The following is a 13,732-nucleotide window of genomic DNA, read 5'->3' as shown; positions in this document are numbered from 1 at the left end:
GTATAAGACATCTTGAATCCTCCTTATGAATGGTTTCGCCAAATCAATTCTAAAGGATTTCAAGGTGTCTTTTCTATCTTTTTTTCTCAATAAAAAAGATGTCAGTGGAATCCACCAACATCAAAAAGTATAGAGCCGTAATTAGAGTAAACTATCTGTTTCTTTTTTGAGAAATAAAAACGAATTGGAATATAAAAACCTATCCTCGTCACTTTTTCAATCCATTGATCCATGCTATACTATTTGAGTTGAAGAAGAGGAGATAAATGAATAAAAAGCAATACTTGAAAAAAATGCCTCTAGAAGTAAGAAACAAAGAAAGAATGGAGTTAATTTATGAATAATCCAGATTTAAAACAGCAAGTGGATAATCGAAGAACATTTGCAATCATTTCCCATCCAGATGCTGGGAAAACGACAATTACAGAACAATTGCTACTATTTGGAGGAGCGATTCGCCAAGCAGGTACAGTAAAAGGGAAAAAAACAGGTAATTTTGCCAAATCTGACTGGATGGAAATCGAGAAACAGCGTGGTATCTCTGTGACGAGTTCCGTGATGCAATTTGATTACCAAGGGAAAAGAGTAAATATTTTAGATACTCCTGGACACGAAGACTTTTCAGAAGATACTTATCGAACATTGATGGCAGTAGATAGTGCAGTAATGGTCATTGATAGCGCAAAAGGGATCGAAGCACAAACAAAGAAACTGTTCCAAGTTGTCAAAAAAAGAGGAATCCCTATTTTTACATTTATTAATAAATTAGATCGTGATGGCCGTGAACCACTTGAGTTACTAGAAGAACTAGAGGAATTGCTAGCGATTGAATCATACCCAATGAATTGGCCAATCGGCATGGGAAAAGGACTTGAAGGATTATATGATATCCATCATAATCGTATAGAGTTTTATCGCCCAGAAAATTATCAAGGGGAACGTTTAGTACCATTAGATGAAGATGGTTTATTGCCAGAAGGACATCCGTTGACGGACAATTCTATCTATGAACAAGTACTGGAGGAAGTTGAGCTACTTAAGGAAGCAGGAGATGCTTTCAATCCAGAGAAAATTGCTCATGGAGAACAAACACCTGTCTTTTTTGGCTCCGCATTAACTAATTTTGGGGTACAAACATTTTTAGAAACATTCGTTAACTTAGCACCGTCTCCTTATGGTCATAAGACTCGTGAAGACCAGATGATCAGTCCTTATGAAGAAGAATTTTCTGGTTTTGTCTTTAAAATCCAAGCCAATATGAACCCTGCACACCGTGATCGGATTGCTTTTGTACGCGTTTGTTCAGGAACATTCGAACGTGGAATGGATGTTACCTTAGAACGAACAAATAAGAAACTAAAATTAAGCAACGTCACTCAGTTTATGGCTGATTCTCGAGAAAATGTTGAAAATGCTGTTGCTGGGGATATCATTGGGGTATATGATACAGGGAATTATCAAATTGGAGATACGCTTTTTGAAGGGAAATTAAAAGTGGCCTATGAAGAACTTCCTTCGTTTACACCGGAACTGTTTATGAAAGTTACAGCAAAAAACGTCATGAAACAAAAATCATTCCACAAAGGGATTCAACAACTTGTCCAAGAAGGCGCGATCCAGTTGTATAAAACCTATTTAACAGACGAATATATTATTGGGGCAGTGGGACAACTACAGTTCGAAGTATTCCAATATCGCATGTTGAATGAGTACAATGCGGAAGTTATTATGTCACCGATGGGACATAAAATTGCTCGTTGGATCGAACCGGAAGATTTAGATGAAAAAATGAGTTCAAGTCGTAATATCTTAGCGAAAGATCGTTTCGACCAACCACTGTTCTTATTCGAAAATCAATTTGCAGAGCGTTGGTTTGCAGATAAATATCCAAATGTAAAATTGAAGAGCTTGATGTAATCAAGTAGGATTGAAATTAAAAACATGTGATTCTCTCTAAGAAGCTAAAAGAGAAATCACATGTTTTTTTGTTATGTTAAAATATGCTAATTGTTAATGAAACAGTAAGTTTTAGTAGTTCAACACACTTTTTTGTTTTTTTAGAAAAAAAAATAAAAGCTTGTCCACTTAATGGTTTAGAATTATTTTGGCGTACATATAAATAAAAAAGAAAAGTGAGGAGAAGTAGATGGAAACTGAAGTGGAAAAAAAGAAACGTTTCAAAAGAAAAAAAGAAGAAATGAAACGCTTGTGTCAAATGTTGGATATCGATAATTGGGAAAGCAACGAACACATCGTTCAAGAAATAAGAGCAATTATCCACACAGAGAGGCAACCTAAAGACAAGAAAGTTGAGGGAGCTAAAAAAATAAAAAAGGCAATGTCGTAACTTCGACAAAGCCCTTATGATTTTGGTTTGATTTTGCTACAACTGAAGTGTCAGTTACATGGCAAGTGGCGTGTCTAATTTTCGTTTTGGGATCGAAATTTCTACTAAGCCTGGCAACTCGATTACTTGAATGTCACTTTTATGGTATTCGGCGTCATGTATTTTATTTAAAAAGTATTCTTGGACATCTTCAATTTCCTTAGATTGGATGTTGCGGTTTTCGTTAATCAATAAGATTTCATTGTGTTCTGGGGCCTCAGTATAGATAACCATTGTATTTCCGGCTGTATAAACTTTGACCATATGTGCATCAGTGTTTTCCAATTGATTTAAAACTAAACGTGAATGGCTGTTTGTCACATTAACTAGCTTCATGGCGCTCACCTCTTTTACGTATTTCTAAATATAACCTAGTTTAATTATAATTTTTTTTTAATAAATTGAACAGCATTTTGTCTTCTAAAAAAATTATAACAGAAAAAAGCGAGAGAATGATGAGAGTTTTAAAGAAAAAGGCGGAGAATCTCTCGATTTCTCCGCCTAGTCTGTTAAAAGCTTTTTACTTAACAAAATTGTAGATGATTAATTTAATGGTTCATTTTTTGCTTCTTTAGCTAAACGTTCAGGTTTTGACGTAATAATAATTTTGTCATCTTTATCTAGTTTTGCTTTCAAATCAGAGATCGTAGGATGGTCTAAATAAAATTCAGCAATCCCATCTTCGATTTGTTCTTGGATCGTTCGGCGTAATGGGCGTGCCCCCATTGCTGGATCATAGCCCAAATCCACCAGTTTTTCTTTTACATTTTCAGGTACTTCGATATTTAGATGTTGTGCTGCTAACATTTCATTCACTTCATTTAGCATGAGTGATACGATCGACATCAAGTTTTCTTTTGATAGTGCACGAAACTCAATGATACCGTCAAATCGGTTTAAAAATTCTGGAGTAAAGTAATTATTAAGTTGGTTCAATACAGAACGGGTTACCCCTTCACGTGCAGCACCAAAACCAACATTGGCTTCCACTTTACCAGTACCAGCATTGCTTGTCATGATAATGATCGTATCTTTGAAGCTGACGGTTCTGCCTTGGGCATCAGTTAATCGTCCATCATCTAAAATTTGTAAAAACATATGCAAAACATCAGGGTGAGCTTTTTCTACCTCGTCTAACAAAATCAAACTATATGGATTTCGTCGTACTTTTTCTGTTAATTGTCCTGCTTCTTCATAGCCAACATAACCAGGAGGAGACCCAATCAGTTTTGCTACGCTATGTTTCTCCATATATTCCGACATATCAAAACGAATCATTGAGTCTTCAGAGCCAAATAGTTCAAAAGCTAATTGTTTGGCTAACTCTGTTTTTCCTACGCCAGTTGGTCCGACAAACAAGAAGGAACCGATTGGTCGATTTTTTTTACTTAGACCCACACGGTTTCGTCGAATGGCCTTTGCAACACGTTCAACAGCATCATCTTGACCAATCACATGACTCTTCAGATCAGAGGCTAAATTCTTTAATTGAGTTTGTTCTTTTTCTTTTAAATCACCAACTGGGATACCCGTACGTTGCTCAACGATTTTTTCCATATCTTTTTCAGTGATCACAGGCATCTCTTCATCAGATAACTGACGTTCTTGCATTTTTTTCAGTTTATTGATTTGATCTCGATAATAAGCAGCTTTTTCAAAGTCTTCTTCTTTAGAGGCTTGTAACTTTTGTTCTTCTGCTTCTTGCAGTTTCTTTTCGATCATTTTTGGATCAACGATTTGGATCGTCAGATTTTTCTTCGATCCTGTTTCATCAAGAAGATCAATGGCTTTGTCTGGCAAGAAACGGTCTTGGATATAGCGATTAGACAACGTAGCAGCCGCTTTGATTGCTTCATCCGTATATTTTACATGGTGATAATCTTCGTATCTATTTTGCAGACCTTTTAGGATACTGATGGTTTCTTCAACAGATGGTTCATCGACACGAACAGGCTGCATGCGACGTTCTAAAGCAGCATCTTTTTCAATGATTCGATATTCATTCAATGTCGTAGCTCCAACCATTTGTAGCTCTCCACGAGCTAACGCTGGTTTTAGTATATTGCCGGCATCCATGTTACCATCACCAGCAGATCCAGCACCCACGATTTCATGTACTTCGTCTATAAATAGGATGACATTTTCTGCTTGACGAATTTCTTCAATTAATTTCTGCATTCGTTCTTCGAATTGTCCACGTATGCCAGTTCCTTGTACTAAAGAAACAACGTCTAGGCGTATAACTTCTTTGTCCATTAATTTTTGAGGAACATCGCCATCAACGATTTTTTGAGCCAATCCTTCAACAACAGCTGTTTTACCAACTCCAGGTTCACCAATCAATACAGGGTTATTTTTGGTTCGACGATTCAAAATCTCGATGACACGTTTGATTTCTTCGTCACGTCCGATGACCGGGTCAATTTCTCCTTTGCGAGCTTCTTCAGTGATGTTGATACCATATTCTCCTAGAAGCCCCTCAGTATTTCCTTGTGGTGGTTGTCCACCATTAAAGTTATTGTTTCCACCAAATTGTGTAGGGGGCGTTTCTTCGTAATTTCCTTGTTGTTGCATTTGGCGTGACATCGATCGAAAAAGATCATCTAAACTACCAAAACCAAATGGGTCATTTTGAGCCATACTAGTGAGCCCCCCATTTTGTTGGTTTTTGATTTTTTGGTAACAGCTTTGACAGTAATCAAGTTGTGTCCGCTGACCGTTGACAGTTGCATACAAGTGAATAGTTGCTTCATTTTTACCACAGTTTTGACAAAGCATAAATCATTCACGTCCTTTCAAACAATTAATCGTTACTTATATCTTACAACGCGTATTTCTTAAGGTAAAAGAATAACTCTTGAAAATAAGTAGACAGTCAAGAATAAGAAATGATTGACCATTCCTGACCATTTGACTTTATTATACTAAAAATTCTACGATACGCAAGTGATTCGACCGACAGAAATACTGACAGAAAGAAGGTCAATAAATAATAATAAAAAAAGAAAGAAATCCACTATTTACAGTGTATTAATTTTTTAGAAAACACTATTTATAAAATCAGAAAAAACTTTCAACGTAAATAAAAATGACAAGTAGCCACATAACAACTATTAGTTTTGGTTGAGCCAGTGTATCTTCTTAAAATAGATTGGAACATTTTATGTACTTTTAGCGTATTTTAATTGAAAACTGTTGTGTCTAATGAAAAAAAATGTTAATCTTTACAGATGAAAGGGTCAGTCTTAATAGCTTCTATCATGATTTGCTAAAAAAGAAAACCCTCACATAAAAACAACACTCACTTAAAGGAGACCGATTAATATGGAAAAGAAAGAATTTCACGTAGTAGCAGAAACTGGGATCCACGCTCGTCCAGCTACACTATTAGTACAAACAGCAAGCAAATTTAACTCTGATGTAAACTTAGAGTATAAAGGTAAATCAGTAAACTTAAAATCTATCATGGGCGTTATGTCTTTAGGTGTAGGTCAAGGTTCTGATGTTACAATTACTGCTGAAGGTGCTGACGAAGCGGATGCTATGGCAGCAATCGTTGAAACAATGAAGAAAGAAGGCTTGTCTGAATAATGGTTGAAATGCTAAAAGGGATTGCCGCTAGTGACGGTGTAGCCGTTGCAAAAGCTTACCTGCTAGTTCAACCGGATTTATCATTCAGTAAGACAACAGTTGAAGATATTGCAGCTGAAGAAGTTCGCTTAGAGAATGCTTTAGCAAAATCAACTGAAGAATTGCAACAAATTCGAGAAAAAGCAGCGCAAAGCTTAGGTGAAGCAGAAGCGCAAGTATTTGACGCTCATCTAATGGTTCTTTCAGACCCTGAAATGGTCGGACAAATCAAACAAAATATTAAAGATAATAGCGTGAATGCTGAATCAGCATTAAAAGAAGTAACGGATATGTATATCAGTATGTTCGAAGCAATGGAAGATAACGCTTATATGCAAGAACGTGCAGCAGATATTCGTGACGTGGCCAAACGTATCTTGGCCCATCTATTAGGAGTTACTTTACCAAATCCTTCAATGATCAATGAAGAAGTAGTAGTTGTGGCACATGACTTAACACCAAGTGACACCGCTCAATTGGATCGTAACTTTGTAAAAGCCTTTGTTACAGATATTGGTGGACGTACTTCACATTCAGCGATCATGGCTCGTTCTTTAGAAATTCCAGCAATCGTTGGAACAAAAGAAATCACAGCTAAGGTTAAAGAAGGCGACATTTTAGCAGTAAATGGGATCGAAGGCGATGTAATCGTTGATCCTACAGAAGAACAAAAAGCTGCCTTTGAAAAAATCGGCGCAGACTATGCTGCACAAAAAGCAGAATGGGAAAAATTAAAACATGCTGAAACAGTGACTGCCGATGGCAAGCACTTCGAATTAGCTGCGAACATTGGTACACCAAAAGATTTAGTTGGTGTGCATAACAATGGTGGTGAAGCAGTAGGTCTTTATCGTACAGAATTCTTATATATGGACTCTCCAGATTTTCCAACTGAAGAAGACCAATACGTTGCTTATAAAGCAGTATTGGAAGGCATGGAAGGAAAACCTGTCGTAGTTCGTACTATGGATATCGGTGGAGATAAAGAATTACCTTACTTGCAATTACCGCATGAAATGAACCCATTCTTAGGATACCGTGCTTTACGTATCAGCTTGTCTGAACAAGGAGACGAAATGTTCCGTACACAGATGCGTGCGTTGTTGCGTGCTTCTGTTCATGGGAACTTACGAATCATGTTCCCGATGGTGGCAACACTTAAAGAATTCCGTGGTGCAAAAGCAATCTTTGAAGAAGAAAAACAAAAATTAGTAAATGAAGGTATTGCAGTTTCTGATTCGATTCAAGTTGGGATCATGATTGAAATTCCTGCTGCAGCAGTCTTAGCTGATAAATTTGCTAAAGAAGTTGACTTCTTCTCAGTTGGTACTAACGATTTGATTCAATATACGATGGCAGCTGACCGTATGAACGAGCGTGTTTCATACTTGTACCAACCATACAACCCATCGATTTTGCGTTTGATCAAAAATGTAATCGATGCAGCGCATGCTGAAGGTAAATGGGCAGGTATGTGTGGAGAAATGGCTGGCGATCAAACAGCTGTTCCTTTACTTGTCGGTATGGGATTAGATGAGTTCTCTATGAGCGCAACATCTATCTTGAAGACACGTAGCTTAATGAAACGTTTAGACACAAGCAAAATGGCTGAACTTGCAGATCGTGCTTTAAATGAGTGCGATACAATGGAAGAAGTCGTTGCTCTTGTCAGCGAATATCTAGCTTAATCTAAAACAGGTACAGTAGATTTGCTGTACCTGTTTTTTTATCTTTTCCAAAATTCTAGAGGAAAACAAAAATGAATAGGAAAGTCAATAGGTACTACCTTACAATAATGTAGGAAAAAATCGGACTTAAGTTTGAGTGACAGTATTGAGGCTGTGTTATACTATAGGGGTGAGGGGGAAACGTAGATGAAGGTATTATTGTATTTTGAAAGTGAAAGAATGCTTGCAAAATCGGGCATTGGTCGTGCACTAGATCATCAGAAACGTGCTCTTAAGGATGTAGGTATTTCTTATACTTTAGATAGTAAGGAAGACTATGATATTTTGCACATCAATACATATGGTATCAATAGTCATAATATGATCAACAAGGCGCGAAGAGATGGAAAAAAAGTCATTTATCATGCGCATTCGACAGAAGAAGATTTTCGTAATTCATTTATCGGTTCTAACCAATTATCGCCACTAGTAAAAAAATACTTAGTAGGGCTATACGAAAAGGCAGATTATTTGATCACACCCACCCCTTATTCGAAAAAATTGTTGAAAAGCTATGGCATTGATTTACCTATTCAGTCGATTTCAAATGGAATTGATCTAAAGAAGTATCAGCCAGATCCAATCAAAGAGCAGAAATTTAGAGAGTATTTCAATCTTTCAGCGGAGCAAAAAGTAATTATTTGTGTAGGTCTTTTCTTCGCACGTAAAGGGATTATTGATTTTGTAGAAGTAGCTAAAAAAATGCCGGAATATACATTTATTTGGTTTGGTCATGTCCCAATGTATTCCATTCCAAGTAATATACGAAAAATCGTCAAAGAGGAACATCCAGATAATGTCGTTTTTCCTGGGTATATTCGTGGTGAAATTATCGAAGGGGCATATTCTGGAGCCGACCTTTTCTTTTTCCCCTCTTATGAAGAAACCGAAGGAATCGTTGTGTTGGAAGCATTAGCAAGTAAGCAAAATGTTCTCGTACGTGACATTCCTGTGTATGAAGGATGGCTCGAAGATAAGAAAAATTGTTATATGGGAACAACAAATGATGAATTCACTGCACTTATAAAGAAAATTATCCAAAAAGAAGTCCCTAGTTTGGTTGATGCTGGCTATCGAACAGCTAAAGAGCGTAGCATCGAAAAAATCGGAGAACAGCTTCAATCTGTTTATGAACAAGTGTTAGATGAAACTGATTCTTCTGACCAACAAATTCAGGAAACAAAATAAAAGGTAGTTTGGAGGCGAAAAAAGATGAAAATCGGCTTTTTTACCGATACCTATTTTCCGCAGGTAAGTGGCGTAGCAACATCGATCAAGACGTTAAAAGATGAACTAGAAAAAAATGGACATGAGGTCTATATATTTACGACAACCGATCCCAATGCTGATAAACTTGAAAAAGATGTTATTCGCATGCCTAGTGTTCCATTCATTTCTTTTAAGGAACGTAGAGTGGTTGTTAGAGGCATGTGGTATGCTTATTTAGTGGCAAAGGAATTAGAGTTAGATCTGATTCATACACATACAGAATTTGGTGCTGGCATCCTAGGGAAAATGGTTGCAAAGAAACTGAAAGTCCCTTCGATTCATACGTACCACACCATGTATGAAGATTATCTTCATTACATTGCAAAAGGAAAAGTAATTCGACAATCTCATGTGAAGTATTTTTCACGTCTATTTGTCAATCATACGACGGGCGTAGTTTGTCCTAGTGAGCGAGTGATTGATACCCTACGTAGTTATGGAGTGACAGCGCCACTGCGAGTGATTCCCACAGGCATTGAGATTGAAAAATTTAGGCGTCCTGATATTACGAAAGAGGATATTCATAAATTGAGAACCTCATTAGATATTCAAGAGGATGACTTGATGATTCTTTCGCTTAGTCGAATTTCTTATGAAAAGAATATTCAAGCGTTGATCAATGGATTTCCGCAAGTAATCGATAAATATCCAAATGCAAGATTAGTGATTGTTGGAAACGGTCCGTATGTGGAAGAACTAAAAGAGTTGATCAAAGAATTAGAGATTGAATCGTTTGTTCAATTTACTGGAGAAGTAGACAATAAGGACGTCGCACTCTACTATCAATCAGCAGATTATTTTGTTTGTGCTTCAACTTCAGAGACACAAGGCTTAACATACACTGAAGCGATGGCGGCTGGTACACCTTGTGTCGTCGAAGGAAATGATTATTTGAATCGCTTATTCAATCATCCTTCATTAGGCAAGACATTTGAAACGGATGAGGACTTTGCACCTGCACTTATTGATTATATTGAAGCCAAAGTCGAAAAAGATCCTGAAGTTCTTGAAGCAAAACTTTATGAGATTTCATCTGCTCATTTTGGTGAAGCGATGATTGAATTTTATCGCGATATGATTATCTATTACACAGAAGAAATGCGTAGAAAAGAAGAAGAAGCTTCGATCGAGCGTATCAAAATTAAATTAAATTCATTTAAAAGATAAAAATTAGTGATTTATCCTAAAAAAATCCTTGTTTCTGGCGTATACTAGCATAGAAACAAGGATTTTGATGTTTAGGAGGTTGGAAGGATGAAAATAGGTTTTATTGGTACAGGAGTAATGGGTAGCGCAATCGTTCGCCATTTACTAAAAGCAGGACATGAAGTGACTGTCTATAATCGTACGAAAGCAAAAGCAGAAACATTAGTCAAAGAAGGTGCTGTTTGGGCAGATACACCAAAATTGGTGGCTGATAATAGTCAAGTGATTTTTTCTATGGTAGGATATCCCAGTGATGTTGAAGAAATTTATTATGGAAACAATGGAATTTTTACCACTGAACTAGCTAAAAAGATTTTAGTTGACCTAACGACTAGTACCCCGACATTAGCAGAAAAAATTGCTGAGACAGCAGAGAAAAAAGGCGCAAAAGCGCTAGATGCACCGGTATCAGGTGGGGATCTCGGAGCTAAAAACGGTACATTAACCATTATGGTCGGTGGCGAAGAAGCTGTGTATGACCAAGTATTGCCATTATTACACGAGTTTGGCACAACAATCACCTTGCATGGATCAGCAGGTAAGGGCCAACATACAAAAATGGCGAATCAATTGATGATTGCAGGCACGATGACAGGAATGACTGAGATGCTTGTTTATGCGCAAAAAGCGAACTTGGATTTAGAAAAAGTTATCGCTACTCTTTCAGGAGGAAGTGCAGCCAATTGGTCCCTAAGCAATTATGCACCTCGTATTTTAAAAGAAGATTATACTCCAGGATTTTTTGTTAAACATTTTATCAAAGATTTAAAAATCGCACTGGATGAAGCTGAAAAACAATCTCTTCAATTACCAGCAACAAAAGAAGCTTTAAAACTCTATGAACAACTGGCAGATAAAGGTTTTGAAAATGATGGCACACAAGCATTGATTAAGCTTTGGTGGCCGGATGGAAAGCTACCAGAAAAAAAATCCTAAAAAACTTGTTTTTTTGGAGAAAATCAATGCAAGACGTCGATGCATTTGATACAATATAACAGAACTAAGAAAAGGAGGACCTCCGATGACACATTCACAATTAGTCGCAATCATTAAACGACTGGAGGCTATGGTCGAATCAGCAGACAATGAACTGCAAGTTCGCCGCTTTGAAAAAGAAGGCGTAGAAAAGTGTACAGTAACGTATGATAAAGCGACCGAAACATTTGAATTAACAGAAACAGATACACATCAACAATACGAATTCGATAATATCGATATCGTTGCGATGGAAATTTATGACTTGATTCAATAAATGAGGCCGAACTAAAGATGCTGGAAATCCAATTTTTATTGGTTTTCCAGCTCTTTGTCAAAAGATGTCAGTGAGTTCATTGACATCTTTTTTATTGTCTTTAGAACTAGTCGAGCTCGGAAAGTGGATGAAATAAAAAAACATGAGTTTCTACGCACAAACGAAATATCTTTAGCGATAAAAACTTTTCAATATACTAATAAATGACTACCAACCACATATAAGATCGAAAGGATTTTTTGTCTAATGCCGATAAAAGTTTAGTCCATACTAGATGGGATTATAAGTATCATATAGTTCTTCCCTGAAGTATTGGGAAAAATGATTTATGTAAAGTTAAGAGCAAGTATTGGTTACCAGAAAAGTATTTAGACAAATCAACTGATTGACTTCTTCTGGAATACATAAATAATAGAATACCATTATTGAAGATATTTGATAAATTTGACGGATTTAATGGTGTTATTAATTGTTGGTCCTTTTGCAAATCAAAACTACAGTCCTAATTTTTTTCCTTTATTTCTATAGAATATCAAGTTCAATCCGTTGAAGTCTTTTTTGGACATATAGTTATTAGAATAAATGTTTGTTATATAAAAAAAAACAGTATTATTATAATCCCTTTTGTTTTATACTTACAATAATTAAATGACGTTGTGTCAGGAAAAGGAAGGAAAGGGATGTTAAATGAAAAAGAAACTGTCTATTTATCTTAGTTTATTAGTCATGTTAAGTTCATTTTTGACAATGCCAATCACTATAATAGCAGAAACAACAAGTGATACTGATAGTACGCAACAAACACAAACTGAACCTATAAAAACAGAACAAACAACGATCAAGGAGGGAAGCTCCTCCTCATCTTCTCAAATTGAGAATATAGTTACGGAGAACAAAGGAATAACCTCTGAAGAAAGTTCAACATTAGAAACCACTCAGACAGATAAAAAGCAAGCGTCAGAAACTATCCAATCAACTGATCAACAAACTCGTGCGCCTTCTAAGGCAATACAGGCAGCAGTAATAAAGATGCAAATTCAACCACGTAGAAATGGAGATATACCTGGAGTTTATCCTGGAGTTATATTTGACTTATATGATAGTGATAATAATCTCTTGATGGCAAATATTGAAACCGGACCTGACGGATTAGCTCACGTGGATAATATTATTGAACTAGGAAAAGACTATATATTGAAAGTAGTGGCTGCTCCAGAAGGATTTTATCCAGCAAGCCAGCAATCTGACATTTACTTTACAGGTAGTCTATTTGGAGATAATGACACTCAGACAGTTCCTGCCACTTTAGATGGTTTAAATAGTATGGCTTACTTTGACACAGAAACTGATAACTTGAATGCAAAACAAGGTGATAAGCTTATCATCTATCAAGTTTATAATAAAAAAATTCTTACTCAAGAGAAGTTACTACCACCTACGGCTACAACCACTGCATTATCAGTAAACCTTACTTCTAAAGTTTCAAATCCTTCTGCAGATTTAATTGCTAAAGCAAGTGCTGCATTGAGTATGACTGTTCCGCAACTCTATGAAAGTTTTAATACCCAGGATTTGGGAGTCGGTATATATGAAGTAGATGTACTTTCAGATACATTTCCTTCTCCTGATCAATGGGTTCAGGTGTCTTTTGGGTTTGATACAAGTACTCCTACTGGTTCTGCTGGCGGAGGAGGTCAAGATTTATTGGTAAATTTAGCAGCAGGGCCAATACAATTTGCTTTACAAGCAAGAAAAGTTTTAATAGGCAGAGACTTAACTGCAGGGGCTTTTGATTTTGAACTAAAAGATCAAGCTGGCAACCTTATTGAGACAAAATCCAATGAATTAGATGGAACTGTAAATTTTTCTGAGATAACCTATGATACAGAAGGAACATTTTTTATACAATTAACGAAGTACAAGGTTCAGAACCAGGGATGACTTATGATGATCATGTAATTGATGCAATAGTAATAGTTACAAAGATAGATGGAGAATTATTTGCGAATGCAATATATGGAGGGGGGCAAACGTTTGTAAACAGTTATGCTCCTGAAACTGAAACAACGGAAGTAAAAGGAACAAAAACTTGGGATGACGCAGATAACCAAGATGGCAAACGACCAGACAGCATCACAGTGAATCTGTTAGCAGATGGCGAACAAATCGCAACTAAAGTCGTCACTGAAAACGACGGGTGGAGCTATGAATTCCAGAATTTACCAAAATACAAAGACGGAAAAGAAATCGTTTATACAGTCA

At 36.5% G+C, this 13,732-nt stretch carries 12 protein-coding genes; 10 read left to right on the top strand and 2 right to left on the bottom strand.

What is annotated here, in order from left to right; translation table 11 throughout:
* Positions 1 to 336 precede the first annotated feature (336 nt).
* Both A5844_RS11420 and A5844_RS11415 read left to right on the top strand, forming a co-directional pair.
* Positions 337 to 1,917, top strand: coding sequence for a peptide chain release factor 3 (locus A5844_RS11420; RefSeq protein ID WP_086285316.1), 1,581 nt, complete (start codon positions 337 to 339; stop codon positions 1,915 to 1,917).
* A 229-nt stretch (positions 1,918 to 2,146) separates the two neighbouring features.
* Positions 2,147 to 2,347, top strand: coding sequence for a flagellar motor switch protein (locus tag A5844_RS11415; protein ID WP_086285315.1), 201 nt, complete (start codon positions 2,147 to 2,149; stop codon positions 2,345 to 2,347).
* Between the two features lie 54 nt (positions 2,348 to 2,401).
* Here A5844_RS11415 and A5844_RS11410 read toward each other — a convergent pair whose 3' ends face one another.
* A complete protein-coding gene (locus tag A5844_RS11410) occupies positions 2,402 to 2,722 on the bottom strand; it encodes a DUF1827 family protein (RefSeq protein ID WP_086285314.1) in 321 nt (106 codons plus the stop codon).
* Between the two features lie 207 nt (positions 2,723 to 2,929).
* Positions 2,930 to 5,164: an ATP-dependent Clp protease ATP-binding subunit gene (locus A5844_RS11405; protein WP_086285313.1), complete on the bottom strand. Its 2,235-nt coding sequence runs from the start codon at positions 5,162 to 5,164 to the stop codon at positions 2,930 to 2,932.
* A gap of 546 nt (positions 5,165 to 5,710) precedes the next feature.
* Between A5844_RS11405 and A5844_RS11400 the strand changes: the two genes are divergently transcribed.
* The 8 genes from A5844_RS11400 to A5844_RS14735 all read left to right on the top strand — a co-directional run.
* Positions 5,711 to 5,977: a phosphocarrier protein HPr gene (locus tag A5844_RS11400; protein ID WP_002287602.1), complete on the top strand. Its 267-nt coding sequence runs from the start codon at positions 5,711 to 5,713 to the stop codon at positions 5,975 to 5,977.
* Positions 5,977 to 7,704 (top strand): phosphoenolpyruvate--protein phosphotransferase, encoded by a 1,728-nt coding sequence (gene ptsP, locus A5844_RS11395; RefSeq protein ID WP_086285312.1) that lies wholly within the window; start codon positions 5,977 to 5,979, stop codon positions 7,702 to 7,704. Before A5844_RS11400 ends, ptsP begins: the two co-directional genes overlap by 1 nt.
* A gap of 186 nt (positions 7,705 to 7,890) precedes the next feature.
* Positions 7,891 to 8,931: an LTA glycolipid anchor biosynthesis glycosyltransferase, IagA/BgsA family gene (locus A5844_RS11390; protein ID WP_086285311.1), complete on the top strand. Its 1,041-nt coding sequence runs from the start codon at positions 7,891 to 7,893 to the stop codon at positions 8,929 to 8,931.
* 24 nt (positions 8,932 to 8,955) lie between these two features.
* Positions 8,956 to 10,179: a glycosyltransferase family 4 protein gene (locus tag A5844_RS11385; protein ID WP_086285310.1), complete on the top strand. Its 1,224-nt coding sequence runs from the start codon at positions 8,956 to 8,958 to the stop codon at positions 10,177 to 10,179.
* An 87-nt stretch (positions 10,180 to 10,266) separates the two neighbouring features.
* Positions 10,267 to 11,154: an NAD(P)-dependent oxidoreductase gene (locus tag A5844_RS11380; RefSeq protein ID WP_086285309.1), complete on the top strand. Its 888-nt coding sequence runs from the start codon at positions 10,267 to 10,269 to the stop codon at positions 11,152 to 11,154.
* A gap of 85 nt (positions 11,155 to 11,239) precedes the next feature.
* Positions 11,240 to 11,470 (top strand): YkuJ family protein, encoded by a 231-nt coding sequence (locus A5844_RS11375; protein ID WP_086285308.1) that lies wholly within the window; start codon positions 11,240 to 11,242, stop codon positions 11,468 to 11,470.
* Between the two features lie 687 nt (positions 11,471 to 12,157).
* Positions 12,158 to 13,411 carry a hypothetical protein gene (locus A5844_RS11370; protein ID WP_086285307.1) on the top strand — a complete coding sequence of 418 codons (1,254 nt, stop codon included), beginning with the start codon at positions 12,158 to 12,160 and terminating at the stop codon, positions 13,409 to 13,411.
* On the top strand, positions 13,408 to 13,732 hold a 325-nt coding region (locus A5844_RS14735), incomplete at its 3' end, for a Cna B-type domain-containing protein (protein ID WP_179190596.1). The genes A5844_RS11370 and A5844_RS14735, both read left to right, overlap by 4 nt.

It is taken from the genome of Candidatus Enterococcus wittei, from assembly GCF_002140175.1.
Taxonomy (GTDB): Bacteria; Bacillota; Bacilli; order Lactobacillales; family Enterococcaceae; genus Enterococcus_B; species Enterococcus_B wittei.
This window is presented reverse-complemented; position numbering and strand designations above follow the sequence as displayed.

Bases quoted from the DNA above. Each gene is read 5' to 3' on its own strand.
- A5844_RS11420 (WP_086285316.1), top strand. From the start codon at position 337: ATGAATAATCCAGATTTAAAACAGCAAGTGGATAATCGAAGAACATTT.
- A5844_RS11415 (WP_086285315.1), top strand. From the start codon at position 2,147: ATGGAAACTGAAGTGGAAAAAAAGAAACGTTTCAAAAGAAAAAAAGAA.
- A5844_RS11410 (WP_086285314.1), bottom strand. From the start codon at position 2,722: ATGAAGCTAGTTAATGTGACAAACAGCCATTCACGTTTAGTTTTAAAT.
- A5844_RS11405 (WP_086285313.1), bottom strand. From the start codon at position 5,164: ATGCTTTGTCAAAACTGTGGTAAAAATGAAGCAACTATTCACTTGTAT.
- A5844_RS11400 (WP_002287602.1), top strand. From the start codon at position 5,711: ATGGAAAAGAAAGAATTTCACGTAGTAGCAGAAACTGGGATCCACGCT.
- ptsP (WP_086285312.1), top strand. From the start codon at position 5,977: ATGGTTGAAATGCTAAAAGGGATTGCCGCTAGTGACGGTGTAGCCGTT.
- A5844_RS11390 (WP_086285311.1), top strand. From the start codon at position 7,891: ATGAAGGTATTATTGTATTTTGAAAGTGAAAGAATGCTTGCAAAATCG.
- A5844_RS11385 (WP_086285310.1), top strand. From the start codon at position 8,956: ATGAAAATCGGCTTTTTTACCGATACCTATTTTCCGCAGGTAAGTGGC.
- A5844_RS11380 (WP_086285309.1), top strand. From the start codon at position 10,267: ATGAAAATAGGTTTTATTGGTACAGGAGTAATGGGTAGCGCAATCGTT.
- A5844_RS11375 (WP_086285308.1), top strand. From the start codon at position 11,240: ATGACACATTCACAATTAGTCGCAATCATTAAACGACTGGAGGCTATG.
- A5844_RS11370 (WP_086285307.1), top strand. From the start codon at position 12,158: ATGAAAAAGAAACTGTCTATTTATCTTAGTTTATTAGTCATGTTAAGT.